The 15,500-nt window shown below is 69.1% G+C and carries 12 protein-coding genes; 10 read left to right on the forward strand and 2 right to left on the reverse strand.

What is annotated here, in order from left to right:
* Window positions 1-42: 42 nt before the first annotated feature.
* From NOSIN_RS00090 to NOSIN_RS00105, 4 genes are all read left to right on the forward strand, one after another.
* Window positions 43-237, forward strand: coding sequence for a hypothetical protein (locus tag NOSIN_RS00090; protein ID WP_143832812.1), 195 nt, complete (start codon window positions 43-45; stop codon window positions 235-237).
* Between the two features lie 96 nt (window positions 238-333).
* Window positions 334-1,080, forward strand: a complete 747-nt coding sequence (locus NOSIN_RS00095; protein WP_077688772.1) for a hypothetical protein — start codon at window positions 334-336, stop codon at window positions 1,078-1,080.
* A 712-nt stretch (window positions 1,081-1,792) separates the two neighbouring features.
* Window positions 1,793-1,987, forward strand: coding sequence for a hypothetical protein (locus NOSIN_RS00100; protein WP_077688773.1), 195 nt, complete (start codon window positions 1,793-1,795; stop codon window positions 1,985-1,987).
* An 8-nt stretch (window positions 1,988-1,995) separates the two neighbouring features.
* Window positions 1,996-2,832 carry a hypothetical protein gene (locus NOSIN_RS00105; RefSeq protein WP_077688774.1) on the forward strand — a complete coding sequence of 279 codons (837 nt, stop codon included), beginning with the start codon at window positions 1,996-1,998 and terminating at the stop codon, window positions 2,830-2,832.
* Window positions 2,833-3,111: 279 nt separating this feature from the next.
* On the opposite strand, the gene NOSIN_RS00110 is transcribed toward NOSIN_RS00105, so the two are convergent.
* Window positions 3,112-5,037, reverse strand: a complete 1,926-nt coding sequence (locus NOSIN_RS00110; protein WP_170293735.1) for a DUF2075 domain-containing protein — start codon at window positions 5,035-5,037, stop codon at window positions 3,112-3,114.
* A 1,643-nt stretch (window positions 5,038-6,680) separates the two neighbouring features.
* Between NOSIN_RS00110 and NOSIN_RS00115 the strand changes: the two genes are divergently transcribed.
* The 6 genes from NOSIN_RS00115 (at window position 6,681) to NOSIN_RS00140 (ending at window position 11,990) form a co-directional block, all read left to right on the forward strand.
* Window positions 6,681-7,583 carry a hypothetical protein gene (locus tag NOSIN_RS00115; RefSeq protein WP_077688776.1) on the forward strand — a complete coding sequence of 301 codons (903 nt, stop codon included), beginning with the start codon at window positions 6,681-6,683 and terminating at the stop codon, window positions 7,581-7,583.
* A 59-nt stretch (window positions 7,584-7,642) separates the two neighbouring features.
* Complete coding sequence (locus NOSIN_RS00120) at window positions 7,643-7,915, forward strand: hypothetical protein (protein ID WP_077688777.1); 273 nt, start codon at window positions 7,643-7,645, stop codon at window positions 7,913-7,915.
* Window positions 7,912-9,081, forward strand: a complete 1,170-nt coding sequence (locus NOSIN_RS00125) for a zeta toxin family protein (RefSeq protein WP_077688778.1) — start codon at window positions 7,912-7,914, stop codon at window positions 9,079-9,081. The genes NOSIN_RS00120 and NOSIN_RS00125 overlap by 4 nt, the downstream gene beginning before the upstream one ends.
* 108 nt (window positions 9,082-9,189) lie before the next feature.
* A complete protein-coding gene (locus tag NOSIN_RS00130; RefSeq protein ID WP_077688779.1) occupies window positions 9,190-10,068 on the forward strand; it encodes a hypothetical protein in 879 nt (292 codons plus the stop codon).
* A gap of 432 nt (window positions 10,069-10,500) precedes the next feature.
* Window positions 10,501-11,076 carry an RNA polymerase sigma factor gene (locus tag NOSIN_RS00135; protein ID WP_077688780.1) on the forward strand — a complete coding sequence of 192 codons (576 nt, stop codon included), beginning with the start codon at window positions 10,501-10,503 and terminating at the stop codon, window positions 11,074-11,076.
* Complete coding sequence (locus tag NOSIN_RS00140; RefSeq protein WP_077688781.1) at window positions 11,073-11,990, forward strand: hypothetical protein; 918 nt, start codon at window positions 11,073-11,075, stop codon at window positions 11,988-11,990. Before NOSIN_RS00135 ends, NOSIN_RS00140 begins: the two co-directional genes overlap by 4 nt.
* Window positions 11,991-12,008: 18 nt before the next feature.
* Here the strand turns inward: NOSIN_RS00140 and NOSIN_RS00145 are convergent, their stop codons facing one another.
* Window positions 12,009-15,461, reverse strand: a complete 3,453-nt coding sequence (locus NOSIN_RS00145) for an AAA family ATPase (protein WP_077688782.1) — start codon at window positions 15,459-15,461, stop codon at window positions 12,009-12,011.
* Window positions 15,462-15,500 lie beyond the last annotated feature (39 nt).

The raw sequence follows: 15,500 nt of genomic DNA on the forward strand, positions 1-15,500 counted from the left end.
CCTGCGATGCTTCAGTGCTCGGCTGACGGCCATGACACTGAGGTGGTCGAGCACCTGGCGGAGAAGGAACAGTGGCTGGCCTCCCAGCGCGAAGCGGTGGAATGCCTGCTCGTGCCTGGTCTTGGTATCGAGGTCAGCGCTACCGAGGGCGGGCTGCAGCACCATGACGGGCGCCACAGCACCCACGCGATGTTCGCCGCAGGTGTTCGGCGCACTGTCGTGATCTGGGGTGGCTGACGGCAGGCGTCGCACCGGCACCTCGCGCGCGTCTACGGCCAGTTCCCGCCCTCGATGCGACTTTGACAAATTGTCAAAGCCAAGCAAGGTGGCCTCATGGCACCCGACCGCGAACCCACCGAGCGACTGTCCGATCTGCTCGCGCGCCTCTACCAGCTGCACGAACGCGCCGGAGACCCCTACCTGGAACTGTGGCCCGAGGACGCGATCGGCGTGCTCCAGTACACCCGCACCCACCACAACGCCCTGCCTCCTGCCCAGGCGAGCCCGGCCCGCCGTGAGCAAGTCGAACTCCGACTGAAACTGGTGCGGCTGCTCTACAGCCTGATCGACACCGAGCAGCTCGGCGCCTTGGACCAGGCCCGCCCGCCCGGTGGACGACGGGGCAGACACCTGCTGACTCTGGCCGGCGTCGCCAAGGTATTGGGGCTCGACACACCCGGGGCGGTCAACCACCGGCGCGACCGGCTCTACGCCGCACGGCACCAACGGCCGCGCACCCCGTGGCACGGACGCCAGCTGATGGCCGAGCGGGAGGCCCAGACACGCCGACGCGTGGTCGAGGTGGAGCGGGCCCGGCGCCACCACCGGCAGGTGAGCGCAGCAGCTCACGGCCTGCTGGAGGTAGTACACGACCTCGTCCTGACTGAGGACGCGCAGGACTGGCTGCACGGCCTGAGCCAGCTCCTGGAGGAGGATTCGTTGCAGCCCGACGGGATGTCCTCGATGGCCGCTCATCTGTCCCTGGCTCTGGCTGCGCTCGGCGAGGACGCTGCTCGGTCCCCGGCGGCCGCCGACGCGCTCGTATGTGCCCGTGAGGCTCTGTCCTACCGAGACTGGTAGCCACAGCGGCCGGAACCCGCCGACGACATCGGTCGGTGCCAGGACCGCATCCGTGATCTGGAGGCCATCGCCGAATACCTGTGAGTTGCGTTGTGCCCTGGTCTTGCCGCTCCGCAGGCTCGCATTGAACGGACCGCAGCACTATGACCTGTGCAGAAGCTGTCATCAGATGTCACGCGCCCGCCTCGACGGTGCCGAGGGGCGCGGTGTGACAGCGCTGATCACACGCCGCGGGGACTCGCCAGGAGTCGGGGGACTCTCCTGGCGGCCCCGCAGAACGTCAGCTCCCCCGCGACGGATCGCTGACAACGCCTTCGAGATATCACCCGGTCGAGATGACACTCTCAAAGCACCCAAGGCCCTTAAAACGGGCATAGCGGACGCTTCTGGGTACCCGAAAGCAGTAAAACACACCTGCGAGCTATCCGGTGTCATGATGCTGTGCGTGACAAGAAATAATGGTTATCCACAACCATCTCCTGAAGTACGTTTGCGCATTTCAGAACGGGTGTATCGAAGATATGAGTGGCGCATGATGCGTCTGATGTCCGCGATGTTCTTCTGTGACTCTGGGAGCTGGCATAGTTCTGGGAACGGCGCTTTCGGGACCGCGACTCCCGAAACGTCCTTCACCCGGTCGCCAGGCGGCGAAGCCACCGACGTGTCAGTGGTCAGCCCCTGCGTTTGACGTTCTCAATGAGGAGACACACTGGTGGACATTTCCCACCCGATGCCCGCGCCCCCTGACCAGGGGCGCCCGGCACTGAAGATCATCGTGGTCATCGTGATCGTCTGCTTTGCGGTCTACGCGGTCCACGCAGGCCATGACGTCGCCGTTGCCGTGGCCGCGGCATCAGCACTGGCCTACGCATCGGTCAGAGCCGCCCGCCGCCTCTACGTCCGCTAGAGCGGCCCGTGGGGGAGCACGCCGCACGCGGCCCCGAGCTCACCAAGACGATCCTCGATCAGACCCATCCCCTCTCGGAGTTCTCCTGCGAGGACCGCCTTCGGGCGGTCCTGTTCCACATGCGCGCCAGAGCCGGCGCCGACGAGAACACCTTCCGCCGCACCAGCACCGTCGACTTGGGCATCCCCGAGCCGGTGGTGAGCGCGGTCGTGCACGGCGACATCCACGCCCTGCGCGCCGCGACGAAGGACCACGGCAGGTGGCCCATACTGGCCTCCCTGTTCGCCTACGGCGGCGGCCTGGCCGCCGACTACGGCTCCCTGGCTGCGGCGCTGGCCGAGTACGAGGAGATCATGATGCCTGTGGCGGACCGGCGCCTGCTGCCTGTGAGCCGCACCATGCTGGAGCGGCGCGGGTACGCCCACAGCGCGGAGTCCTTCCTGGAAGATCCCACGGAAGCCGCGACCGACCCGCGCCAGGCTCGCACGCACCTGGAACTGATCGAGGCCCTGGAGTGCCTGCGCATCCGCGCCGGCAACCCCTCACTGCGCGAGATCGCCGACCGGTCCGCGCACATCCCCAAAGGAGTTGATCCGACCAAGCACGAGCACCGGTCCTACAACACGATCAACAAGGTCCTCAAAGCCGAGGCCGGGGGCCCGCCGCTGATCCCGGTGCTGGCGTTCGTGCGCGGCTGCGGGGTTACCGACCCCGAGCAGCTGGCGGCGTGGGAGGCGGTCTGTACGCGGATCGCCATCGCCAAACGCAAGGCGCCCGCATCGCGGAAGGCTGGCGACCAGCAGGGGTGGCGAGCCCCGTCCGGCCCCAACCCCTCGATGGCCTGACAGGAAGGTGGTCCCGCCGGCGTCAGCCTGGCGGGGCCACCTTGGCGTGATATCCGTGCGAGGCGTATCACTCCAGGCCACCGGCACGAAGAAGCGTTCGGCTCACCCTGATAGGCCCGCCCTGGACCATCCCGGTGACCTGACGGAGGAGCTCGCCACGTTTACTACTACCTGGCTGCGGCTACCAGCCTGAGGGCTGCCACCCGCAGTCGATGGCGCCATCGGCGAACACTGAAAAGTACGTGGCGGCTCACCGTAGCTGCACGAGTGGCGCACCACCTAGAACAAGGTGAGCCTCTGCGCTCGTCGCCGTACGGCGACGTTAGGATTCTGTTCCTTCAGCCTCTTCAGTGCGGGTGCGAGGGGCGGAACCCCCAGAGACGTGAGCAGCTGCCGTGTGGTGGCGTTGGTGGAGTAAAGCACCGTGCCGTCTCTGCCGCGGGTGGCGAGGACGCGGTAGATGTTGCGGACCATGGCGTGGAGGTTGTCCCCCCAGATCATGCGGTCCTCTCCCCGTTGAACTCGCCATCCTGATCCGGCCCAGGTGTAGTCGTGCCCCATGATGACGCCGCAGTAGTCCCATTCGAGGCCTTGGGCCGTGTAGATACAGCCGACCTGGTCCAACCCTCGGGGATCGGTCGCCCACGTGTCCGCGCCGGGGATGCCCTTCCGGGGGGCGTGGGAGTTCCAGGCACACTCCCAGTCATCGATCTTGATGTCTTCGACCAGGCCTCCGTCGGGGGATGCCCTCTTCGTCCAGGGCCAGCAGTATCCGGCCACCATCCGCGCTGTGCGGCCGCGTGCCACCTGGAGGCGCAGGTAGGCCTCCATCTCGGCGGGGTTGTCGGCGGCCAGGAGCTGGAACGGGCCCTGGTAGCCCCACGGCCCCGGTGCGGCGTCGCGGTAGCCGAGCAGGTCCTCGAGCCAGTCGAGGTACTCCGGGCAGGAGCTCTGGCGGAACTGGGTCTTGAGGTCGATCTGGTGGATGTTGTCTTCGCGGATGCCGAGCTGGATCGCGGCTTGCTGGATGGTCTCGGGGGTGCCGACCTCGTCGCGTCGGACGACCTGGTAGGGGTCGAGGAAGAACACCGGCACCCGTGCTGCGTCGATGAGCTCGTGTACTTGCGGTGTGTTCGAGCGGTATTCCCTGGCCATGTACTGGCCGTTGGAGTCTTTGCGCAGCCGGTGCGATTCGTCGCACAGCAGGACGTTGAGCTGGTTGCGGATTCGGTGCCGGTGCTGGTTGAAGTAGGTGAAGATCTCCTCGGCTTCCCCGCGAGCGCCGGCGACGTGGCTGCGCAGTGCTTTAGCGAAGGCGCTGCTGCCCGAGGCGTGGACGGCGGCGCTGCCGATGTGGTTGAAGTGACCGAGGAGTTCCAGGGCAAGGACACTCTTGCCGGTGCCCGGGCCACCGATGACGATGAAGACGTTCTTGTCGTTCTCGGTGAACTTCTGGTCCAGAACGTGGGCGATGCGGCGGAAGGCCTCGCGCTGCTCATCGAGGAGGGGGAAGAACGCGCCCCTGCTCCGCACCATCGCGGGCACGGAGCGCATCAGCTCGTCGGTGGGGCGCACGTGGGCAGCGTTGAGTGCGCGAAGGTGCGTGGTCGCCCGGCGGCCTGAGATGACCGAGGCCAGGAATTCAGCGAGGTCCCTTCTCTGCTGCGGGCCGGCTCCGAACATCTTGGCCCGGTCGGGATCGATGTCCGCGGGGAGGGCGGGGCTGGTGATCTGCTCGGGCGGCGCGTTGTGCAGGTTGGCGACGCAGGTCCAGTTGTCGCTGAGCATGGGAAGGTTCCGGGCCAGACTCATGCCGTAGTCCCATGCCTGGTCCAGGGGGTGCAGACTGCCCTGGGCGGGGGATCCGGGGTGGTCGACGAGTCCTGTGTCGGTGTTCGGCCGCATCCACGACCACTGCTTGTTCTCCACGATCACCAGGGAAATCGTCCCTGTCCGGGGGTGGGAGCCGAGGAGGACCATGTCGATCCGCTTGTGGCTGATGAGGGTGCTCATTTCCAGCAGCACCAGCACGTCGTCGAGGCCGGCCTCCAGGAGTACGGCGGTCACCGTCTTGATACTGGCGCTCCACGATGTGCGTTCGGCGCTCTTGGTGATGGTCGTGTACAGGCGTTTGGCCCGATGTTCGAGGGTCGCGACCAGATCGCCGGTGTCCATGGTGTGGAGCTCGGTTGCTGTTGTGACCATGAGGTAGCGCGGCTTTTGGCCAGGCACAGCGGGAATGCCGCTGCTGTCGTCGGCAGAGGGGGACATGTGGGAGAGGCGACCGCCTGCTGACTCGGGCATGCGGTCACTCTGCCACGCAGGGTTGACACTTCTGTCTGCGGATTCGCGCGAAGGTCTGGAGGTGCTCATCGCCACCCCCAAGACCGACCAGGACTCGGCCGGCGCCACGGTGCGCACCACCTGCGCCTGGATCCAGGCCCTGGCCGAGCACGGCCTCACCGCGGGGCCGCTGTTGTGCGGCGTGGACCGCCGCGGCCGCCTGGCCGGAATACCCGGGGCGACCCTGCGCGGCACCGGGCGCATGAGTGGGGCGGGCATCAACCTCATCGTCCAGCGCCTGGCCGCGGCCGCTGAATTGAAGGGCGTCACCGCTCACTCCCTGCGGGCCGGATCGGCCACCACCTCAGCAATGGCCGGGTCCCCCGCGCCCAGATCGCCCGCCAGGAACGGTGGGAGCCCACCTCCACCGCCGTGGACGCCTACATCCGCCCCGCCGACGACTGGGAGCACAACCCCATGCGCAGGGAGGGTCTGCAGGCCGGGACGTCGCCAGAGATCGGCGATCCGGTGGATGCCCTCCAAGGTTCTTGTGCAGGGTCGCCCAGCAGGACGAACCGCAACTACATCGGGAGTGTTCGCTCGTGGGTGGAGGTCGATGCTGCCACCGCATCGGCCGGACCCCGATGCGGGTGAGCGCTGTGACCTGGGGTTACGTCGAGCGAATATGTCGGATAATGCAGCAGACCATTTCTGGCACACCGGAAATTGTCTTCCGCGTTAGCGGTGGGTATATTTAAATTCTCCTCGAACTCGGCTCGATCGGTCGGTGTCGCGAGTCGACCGATGCCCATCCGGGGCTAAGGCGGCCGAACGAGAGGAGCGCACCCATGAACACGGGTGTGACCGAGGACCCACGGAGTTGGCGGCAGAGGGCGATCGAAGCCATCAGGGCTCTGGCAGCCGTGCTGGCCGTAGGCCGGTTCATCCTCTGGGTAGCCAGGTGGTTCTCGGGTGACCCCTCGTAGACGGCCCAGCTGTTAGTTACAGCGGGGCCGCCACGAGGCGGTGAAGGGGTTCGTGGCGGCGCTGTCTTGCCGGACCAGCCGCCACGGGCCCCTCTTTGTGTTTCTGCTCGAGTATAGACGATGGGCAATCTATAGAAAACTATGTCCGAGCGGGATTCGGGAATTGGGAAGACTGGAAAACTTATCTCGTACCGTTGGTTGTTTCGCGGATTGCTCTCGGATTGTCGGCATCAGACTGTTTAAGTGTGGCAACGGCGATGCTGAACCTGTCACGCCAAGCTCGGCTGACCTGGGGCGTCACGAGTGCCTGACTGCGCCCGGCGCCTGTGACGGGGTCAGTGCTCCAGTCGCGATGGCCAGCTCGTGTCCTACTCCGCCGTGCCTGGAATCCTTCGAGAAATCTTCCCAGCGGACCGCTAGCCGACCACGTCGCCCCGTACGCACGACACCCTCTGAGCTCCACCGCTCAGTTTGCCTGGGATCACGGCGATCCGGTGAGTCAGCATGTCCAGGCAGTTTGTCCTGTCAGCTTTTTGCTGACAGACTTGTGTCAGCAAAAAGCTGACACGGAGGATGCTCATGGAGTGGAAGGGTCCCGGCCCTGCGGCCGCGCACACCGCCATCGTCTACGCCCGAGTGGGCGGCGACTCCGTTCCCTGGTCCCCGGACATGGGGGCGAGCGGCTTTGTCTGGACCGCCGTCTGCACCTGCGGGTGGGCCAGCGGCAACCACTACCACCCGCCCGAGCACGGCCTCGCTCGCGCGTGGGGCGAGCACGTGCGCCGCGAGGTGCCCGAGCTGCGCCTACACGAGATCGCCGCCGAGTCCGACGACAGCGGCCCTCTCACCACCGAAGTCCGCGTCCTGCGTAGTCAGGGCGTGAGCTGGGAGCGCATCGCCACCGCTGTCGGAATCACCCGCCAGAGCGCCCACCGGCGCTGGCGCCACGTCGAGACCGAGCTGGCCGCCATCACCACGGGCGGCCCCTCAGCCGACCTGGCGCGACTGCGCGGCGCCCTGTCCCACCTCGCCGCGGTGGTCGACGTCCACGACGATGCCCGTCCCGAGATCCAGATCCTCTACGGGATCGTCACCGCCGGCGAGCAGGTCGCCGCCGCACTGGCCCGCACCCCCGAGGAGTCCTGGCACCTGTCCGACGACCTGTCCACCGCTGCCGCTCATCTGGAGGACGCGATGGTCATGGCCCATCGGCAGGTCTCTCGCCAGGGCGGCGCCGCCACTGTGGACTCCAACCAGGTCCTGGACTGGGGAGGTCGCATCGAGCTGGTCCTGGACGAGACCGCTCGCACTCCCGAGGAGGGGCCGGTCTACTTCGTCACGGCCCGGGCCTTCGACGCCACCGACGCCAGCATCGCCGTTGGGAGCGGGGACACCGTCTCCGGGGCCCTGGCCGCCCTCACCTCCCAGGATGCTCCCGCTGAGGTGTCGTCCACCGACCTACCCCTCGATCCCCCGTTCTGACGAGCCGAGAGACACGTACACCCACCTGCGGAACCACGCCTCGAGACCGGAGACAGCACATGAAGAAAACCGAAGACGAGTACCTGCACGAGCACCGGACCACCGTCGCCTACGACGTCCTCAAGGACACGGTCAATTCCCTCAAGGCCCGCTACATCGCGCTCGGCCGAGCGGCGGTCGGAGACCCCGAGGCGCAGGAGCAGTACAACGCGCGGATGCGTGAGGTGCGCGATGAGGTGCTGCGCGTCGACCCGCGTGACCTGCAAGCGGTCACCGACCTCACCGAGCGGTACGGCACCGAGCTGCGCGAGCTACGACGGGAGGAGGGGTGAAGGCCTCCGACTTCCATCTGCCGGAGGAGCGGATCGACCACATCTTCGACCGCCCCGCCGACAGCGAGGACCGCTCCCAGACGGTCCGCGAGTCCGTCTTCGGCGGCTACCCCTCCGACCTGGAGGAGCCCACCCTGGTGCTGCTGGGCGGTCAGCCCGGGGCGGGTAAGAGCAGCGCCATCGCGGCTGTCTCCCGTGAGCGCGCGGGAGAGCTGGTGCCGCTGTCGGGGGACGACCTGCGGCCGTTCCACGACGACTTCGAGATGCTCGCCCGCGACCACCCCTGGCTGATGCCCAACGCCACATCCCAGGCCTCCGGCGCGTGGGTGCGGCGCTGCATCGACTACGCCCTCGAGAACCGCCACAGCCTCCTGCTGGAGGGCGTCTTCCGTGACCCGCTCACCGTCGCCCAGACCATCGACCGGTTCGCCGCGGCCGGCTACCGGGTCGAGGTCGTGGGGGTGGCCACCTCCTACCGGGACAGCCTGCTGGCCAGCCTGGGACGGTTCCTGCACCCCGAGGAAGGGGCTGCGCCCCGGTGGACACCGGCCACGGCGCACGACAGCGCCTACCGGATGGTGCCCTCGGCACTGCAGGCCGCCGAGGACACCGAGGGCACCCAGCGGCTGCACGTCACCACCCGCTCGGGAGAGGACCTGCACACCAACACCCGGGGCCCGGACGGGCGGTGGACCGACCCGACCCCCGGCGCGGCCGTCGCTGCGGCCAAGACCGAGCGGGACGCGCTCCCCTCCCCGGGCGTCGCTCGCGCCTGGCTGCGTCTGTACGTCGAGCACACCCGTGAGCTGGCGCACCGCGGCCAGGTCACCGAGCCGACCCGTCCCACCCTGGACCGCCTGGCCGGACGGGCCCAGGAAGCCGCCCACATCGCCTTCCCCCACGCACCCGAGGCCCGCCAAGCCATCAGCGAGCACTCCGCGCGCCTGGAGGCGACCCCGCACGACACCCCCCGAGAGCTGCCGAACATCTCCCTGCCCGCAGCCGCACCCGAGCCCGTCACCGGACCCCGGCGGCGCCGCGCGGGGCTGTCCGCCGCGCGGCTAGAGAACCCCCCGACCCCCACCCGGTCGGATACGCCGCACATGGCGGAGCCTCCGCCGCAGCACAACCTCCAGCGCCGCCCCGGCCACGGTCTCCGACCCTGACCTGCACGTAAGCCCTGATTCACCGGCGGCTCGCCACCCTGACGAGCCGCTCTTCTCATCGCCACTGTGTTCCCATGTGCATGGGAACTTCGTCTCGAGGAAGGAACGATGAGCGCAACTACCGACACCGCTGAGCAGGACACCAACTCCCCGCCTGCGACGGCTCTGACCGGGAGCGGCATCGTCACCGTTCTGGAGCGGGCCTGGGAGCGGATCCGCAACGACCACCCCGAGGTGCCGGAGGTGACGGTCGTGACCGGTTCGGGCTACCTGGTCTCAGAGCCCGGCACTATCACGTGGGGGCACCACTGGGCGGGCCGCTGGCGCCACGACGCCTATGGGCGGCCGCGCGCCGAGCTGTTCATCGCGGGGGAACTCCTCAACGACGGGGGAGACCGACTGCTGCAGACGATGCTGCACGAAGCGGCTCACGCCCTGGCCAAGGTGCGCAGGATCGTCGACACCTGCGACGAGGGCAACCGGTACCACAACGGCGAGTTCCTGAAGTTGGCCCAGGAGCTGGGCCTGCAGCGCCCGAAGAAGCGGGACAAGAAGCGCGGGTTCAGTGCCTGCACCATCACCGAGGCCACGGTGCACCGCTACCGCGACCTGATCAAGGAACTCGACGCCGCGGCTCTGCCCTACCTGGCCGAACCGCTGGAGGGGTGGGAACTCCCCGATCTGCCGGAGCTACCGGATCTGCCCGAGATCGTGCCGGGCGAGGACCCGGGGGAGACGACCCGCGTGGAGCTGGACCCACCCGGCCCGGGCGAGGACCCCGAACCCGAGCCGGCCCCGGCTCGCTCCGGGGCGCGCCTCAGTACCCAGTGCTCCTGCGCCGAGCCGCGCAGGCTCTCGGTCACCCCGGCCCAGCTCGACGCGGGCCCCATCCTGTGCGGACTGTGTCTGAAGAGGTTCACGGTGGTCGAGGACCCGGCCACCGCCCCGCGCCCGCGTCGGGGCGGCCGCATGCGGCCCACCGCCTGACCTTCGCAGCGGGCCAGGAGCGCCCCTGGCCCGACCGGCTCCCGGAGGTGGCCTGTCCTGCGAATGCGCAGCGCGGGCCACCTTCTTCAAAAACTTCAGGGGTAGCCTCCCGATCGACCCCGCGTTCGGCCACTACCAAGATGAAGAGAACGGAGCCGCCAGATCACGCCTTGCTGGTGGGCATGAGTAGAAGGGGTGAGGCAGTGGACCCGACCATAGTGGCCTCCGTAGTTGCCGCCGTTGCGGGGATGGGCGGCACGTGTATGGGCCTAGCGCTGAGAGAGCACCGACTCCGCCGCCAGGCTCGGGAAAAGGTTCGAGGCGACCACGTACGCCGTCTCCCGCCCGGCAGCCGGGTCATCGACTTCGGCAGCCGCGGATTGGTGATCGATATCGCTGGCCCTGCGCAAGGCTGCCGGGGAGAGCGCCTCGATGACCCACGATGAGCACAACACCGATGCTCTCAGTGAACTCAGCAGCCGCACGGGAGACGAATCGGCTCGGGCGGCCTTCCTATGGTTCATCGATGACCAGTACCACCAGGTCATCCGGTTTCTAATTCGCTACGGGGCCACGAAGGACGACGCTTTGGACGCGACACAGGAAGCCTTCTTGGAGGCATGGAGGCAGATCCACTTTCCCGGACAGAAGATCGACAATCCTCACGGGTGGATTCGCCAGGTCGCCCTGAACAAGTACCGCCGCCCTCCCGGGCCGAGGAAACGGCCGCTGACTGCCCCTGAGACACCGCTCCCGGAGCGGCCGGAGTGCCACCCCGGCCACGCGGAGCTAACCGCGCAGACGCTCCATGTCCTGCAGGTGATCCATCGCTTGGAAAGGACGGACCGCGCTGTGATCGCCTTCTGCATGGACGGCTTCACCTCGGTCGAAGCGGCCAACTATCTGGGGCTCACACCGCAACAGGCCCGGGATGCGCTCAAACGCGCCCGCCGGCGGCTGGCTCGTGAGCTGGCCCCCGCCGCGCTGCAGGAAGGAGGAAACCCATGAGTGTCTTCGGTACGAACCGAGAACTGACAGACGACCAGCTAGATGCCGCGCTGGCCGCCGCTGACGCTGAGCTGTTGGACCACGTCAGTGCCACCACGACACCTACCAACGTTCTCCTGGCGATCATGTCGCAGGAGGAGGTCGTCCCTACACACGAGCAAGTTCCCGCCGATCGGGTGCTACGCGGCGACATCGCGGTCGAGGCGATCATGCAGCGCCACCGCGCCCGCCTCCTCACCGCAGCGATCCAAGCTGTGGGAAGCCTCGATGCCCTCATCGACTCTGACCGGGCGACATTCCTCGCCCGCACCCTCGACAAGACCAAATGGTTGGGCTCTGACCATGAGCGCTCCCTCCATTTCGCCTGCTACCTCACACGGGATTCCACCGAGAACTTCGAGGGCGCCAGCACACTCATCCGCCAGCTCACTGGCGTTCTCGCTTTCGATCCCCCTATTGCTGCTCTTTGCAGCGAGTTCAGCAGTCATCTGTCCGAGGCAGCCGCTCACAGTCGTGATCTCTCTTTTGCGCTGTTCGACCTCGGGTGCAACAGCCCCCGCGCCGGCGGGTCCAAGCGGGCCCGGGGCCACGCCCGTGCGCTCGCGAACGCCCTCTCCGGGGCTGTCGATCTCCGACGTGTCCTTGGGAAAGCTCTCGATGTTGCTCGTGGCCTTGCGCTGGCTCGCAGCAAGGACGCGGCCATCCTGGACGTCTCCGGGGCAGATCTGTCCCATCTCGCCCTTGAACATGAGGACCTGGCGAACTTGGCCGGAGTCGTGTGGACACGGGAGACCTGCTGGCCGCACGACATCGCTGTGAGACTCCGTGCGCTGTCCAGGGAGATCCAGCCCGGCGTCTACCAGGTCCGGGGAGGGGACGAACGCGATCGACTCGGCCTGGGGATCTTCTGCTGATCCCGAGAACGAGAAGTGTCAGCCTCCGTGCCGCGGCCGCCGCACTGACCGCTCCGCCGCAACCGGCGGGGCGGTCTGCGCGGGGTGCTGCCCGGGTGCCCCCTGCACGGCGGGATCCAGCGGAGTTCCACCGCGCGGCCGGACCACCGGGCGCCGGGGTGCGGCGGCCGAGCGGCGGGCGATGGCCACGTCGGCGGCCACGGCCTCGGCCTTGACCTGCTGGAGCTGGCAGGCCAGGTCCTGGTGGTGGGTGCGCGCCCGGTCCAGGACCTCCTGCAGGTCGTCCACGCGCCGTTCGGCCGAGTGGCGTCCCCACCGCCGCGGCGTCTGCGCGGCGGCCTGGACGAGGTCGGTGTGGGCGGCCTCCACCCGCTCCTGGGCGGCGGCTAGCTCCCGGCGCAGCTCCTCGATGCGCGGGGCGGCTTCGGCCGCGGTGGGGCCCCGGCCGGCGTGGGCCTGCTCCAGGGTCAGACGCACCACCGGCGTGGGAGCGGCGTCTTGCGGGGAGCGCCCGTCGAGCTGGTCGGTGACCATGCCCTGGTCCTCGTCCACCAGGGTGGCATGGTAGGCGGTGATCACCCGGTCCAGGCGCTCTTCGCCGGTGCGGGCCTCGCCGAGCTGGCGGTGCACCTCCTCGGACTCGAGTTCGGCCGCGGGCAGGTACAGGGTGCTGCGCTTCTTGACCCGGCTCATCGCCGGGTAGGCGGCATGGGCGTCGGCTCCCAGGCCCAGGGTGTGGCAGGTGTCCACGGTCAGGCCCTGGGCGGCGGCGATCGTGAGCGCGTAGGCGTGGGTCAGGCCGCCGTCGGCGATCTGCTCCGGGCGGATCCACGACGGTGTGGTCTTGGAGCCCTGGCGCCATTCCACGAGCGCGCCGCGGCGGGCGTTGACTTCCAGGATGCGGCCGCGGTAGCCGTTGAGGACGTCCTCCTCGCCCTGGCGGTAGTCGTTCTTGCGGACCCGGACCAGGTCGCCGACGGCCAGGTCCAGCCGGTCGCCGCGCGACAACCAGAACTCGACGTCGGCGCCCTCGAGGTGGCCGTCCTGGCGGGCCACGACCCTGGCGCGCTCGTTGAGGGCGTCAACCTGGTCGTTAGTGGCCGCGAGCATGAGCACGCCGTCCAGGGCGTCGTGGACGTTCGCGTAGGCGGCCCGGTCGGTCCACCAAGCGGCGACCATGGCCGCGTAGGTCTCGGCCAGGGTGTCGGTGGCCACCACGCGGCCGGTCTCGGCCCACATGGCCAGGGTGGTGGCGTGCTCGCCCTCGCGCCAGATCCGCAGGGCGGCCCTCTCGACGGGGTCCTTCTGGCGGCGGTTCTGGGTGAGGGTGAGCCCGCCCACCAGCTTGTGGACGCGCTTGAACGCCCCGCCGGGGCCGATCGCGCGGAACTGCTTGGGGTCACCGACCATGACGAGCTTGGTGCCGGTGCGCCCGGCCTCGACCACTAGGTCAGCCAAAGCCAAGTCGTTGAGCATGGCCGCCTCGTCCACAACGAGGACGTCCACGCCCTCCAGGCCCGAGCCGTGGGCGATGCGCTCCTCCTGAGCGGCCACGGTGCTCGAGGTCATCCCGGACTCGGCGCGCAGCTTCGCCGCGGCCACCGCCGCGGTGGCCGCGCCGTGCACGGACAGGCCAGCCGCCGCCCAGGCGCGGTGCGCGGCGTCCATCACCGTGGTCTTGCCGCTCCCGGCGATGCCGACGACGGCCTCCACGCCGTGGCCGGCGCCGGCCAGGCGGCGCACCAGCGCGTCCTGCTCCTCGTCCAGGCCGTGGCCACGGTCGGCCGTGAACGCTTCGATGGCCTCCTGGACCTGGTGGGCGGGCACCGTGGCCACGCCCTCGGCCAGGCGCTCGGTGGCCGAGGCCACGATGGTGCGCTCAGCCTTGACGATCACCGAGGAGGTGTACCGGCGGGTGTGCCGCAGCGGCCCGCCCTCGGCGTGGGGCAGGGCGACCGCGTGGTCAGAGGCCAGCACCCGGTCAGTGAGGGTGCGCAGCGCCTCGGCGTCGGACAGCCCGGTGGGGCAGGCCCGGGCCACGCGCGCCAGGAGCTGCGCCTCCGAGGCCGTCTTCTCCGAGGAGGTGGCGCCGGTCTCGGGATCCCACACCCGCGCGCACACCTGGTCCAGATCGGGCTCGTCCGGCGGCGGGGTGCCCGCGGGCCCCAGCCCGTCCTCGGGCGGCTCGTAGCCGAGCACGTCACGGATGACCTGGTCGACGTTGAACCCGCCCTGCTCGGCCATCTGGCGCCAGAACGCGCGCTCCTCAGCGCGGGTGGAATGGACCTTGGCCCCAGCGGTGCGCTTGCCTGCGGCGCGGCGCTGCCCCGGTGTGGCCTCGGCGCCGACCTCGGCCTCGATCTGGGCCGAGCGGCGGCAGTACAGGCGGCGCAGGTCCTCGGGGAAGCCCTTCATCTCCCACTGGCGGGTCTTCTCGCGCCACTCCCAGCCGATGCCGTACTCGGCGCTCACCTCGTGCCGGTACAGGGCCAGGACCAGCTCGCTGATGGCCTGGCAGTGCCGGTACAGGTCGCGGCCGCCGTTGGCCACCGCCCGCCACTTGCCGTCTTCGCAGCGCACGAGGTTGGGAACCATGACGTGGGCGTGGAAGTGCGGGTCGCCGATACCGCCGTCGATGGAGCGGGTGGTGCGGTGCCAGGTGATGGTGGCCGCCCAACCGGTGGTGTCCACCCTGCGGGCGCGCTGGCCGTCGCCGTGGTGGCCGGCCATCCCGTAAGCGCACCAGTCCTCGAGCAACCGCGCACCCCGGCGGACGCTGTCCATCCACAGCTCGTCCATCCGCAGCGCCATCTCCTCGGGCAAGAGGCCGCCCAGAGCGTCGGGGGTGCGGGGACGGGTCAGGACCAGGTCGCGGCCCTTGCAACCGACCTCTACCCGGTCGTCGGCGTGGGCGCGGGCCTTGGCCAGCTCCTCGGCGTCATAGACCTCCTCCATGGCCACCCCGGCTGCGGCGGCGACCTGCTCCAGGTCTGCGACGGGAGCGCGGTGGGTCTGCCCGCGCCGGGCCAGGACCCGCTCCAGGCGGGCGAAGCGCTCGGCCGCCTTCTCGTCGTGGGCGAGCATCTGCTCGACGGTGATGCCGCTGCGGCTGGCGGCCTCGTGTACGGCCTCCACGAACTCGCGGCCACCGAGCTTGGCGGCGGGGGCCACGGCCAGCTTCGGCTTGAGGAGCACCTGGCCGGTCTGCGGGTGGATGCCCGCCATGATCGCGCGGACCTCGTCCACCTCGGCCTGGCTGTCCAGGGTGGTGCCGGGCCGGCGGTCGAACTCGGCGTCCCAGCCGCGCCCGATCCGCTCCACCCCGTACTGGCCGCGGGGGCGGTTCAGCCGGTAGTCCAGGGCGGCGTCGTGGGCGTGCTTCTCCCCGCACGCCTCCGCCAGCCGGTAGTCGACCTGTTCGTTCTCGATACCGACGCGGGTGCCGGGGCCGATGTCGACGATCGCGGACATCTTCCCCTCCTCCCGGGTCGGTTTTTCGGCGGCCGTGCC

This window comes from Nocardiopsis sinuspersici (genome assembly GCF_001998325.1).
Taxonomy (GTDB): Bacteria; Actinomycetota; Actinomycetes; order Streptosporangiales; family Streptosporangiaceae; genus Nocardiopsis; species Nocardiopsis sinuspersici.

What these genes read in the sequence shown, in the direction of transcription:
- NOSIN_RS00095 (WP_077688772.1), top strand. Translation starts at nt 334, where the DNA reads ATGGCACCCGACCGCGAACCCACCGAGCGACTGTCCGATCTGCTCGCG.
- NOSIN_RS00110 (WP_170293735.1), bottom strand. Translation starts at nt 5,037, where the DNA reads ATGGTCACAACAGCAACCGAGCTCCACACCATGGACACCGGCGATCTG.
- NOSIN_RS00115 (WP_077688776.1), top strand. Translation starts at nt 6,681, where the DNA reads ATGGAGTGGAAGGGTCCCGGCCCTGCGGCCGCGCACACCGCCATCGTC.
- NOSIN_RS00120 (WP_077688777.1), top strand. Translation starts at nt 7,643, where the DNA reads ATGAAGAAAACCGAAGACGAGTACCTGCACGAGCACCGGACCACCGTC.
- NOSIN_RS00130 (WP_077688779.1), top strand. Translation starts at nt 9,190, where the DNA reads ATGAGCGCAACTACCGACACCGCTGAGCAGGACACCAACTCCCCGCCT.
- NOSIN_RS00135 (WP_077688780.1), top strand. Translation starts at nt 10,501, where the DNA reads ATGACCCACGATGAGCACAACACCGATGCTCTCAGTGAACTCAGCAGC.
- NOSIN_RS00140 (WP_077688781.1), top strand. Translation starts at nt 11,073, where the DNA reads ATGAGTGTCTTCGGTACGAACCGAGAACTGACAGACGACCAGCTAGAT.
- NOSIN_RS00145 (WP_077688782.1), bottom strand. Translation starts at nt 15,461, where the DNA reads ATGTCCGCGATCGTCGACATCGGCCCCGGCACCCGCGTCGGTATCGAG.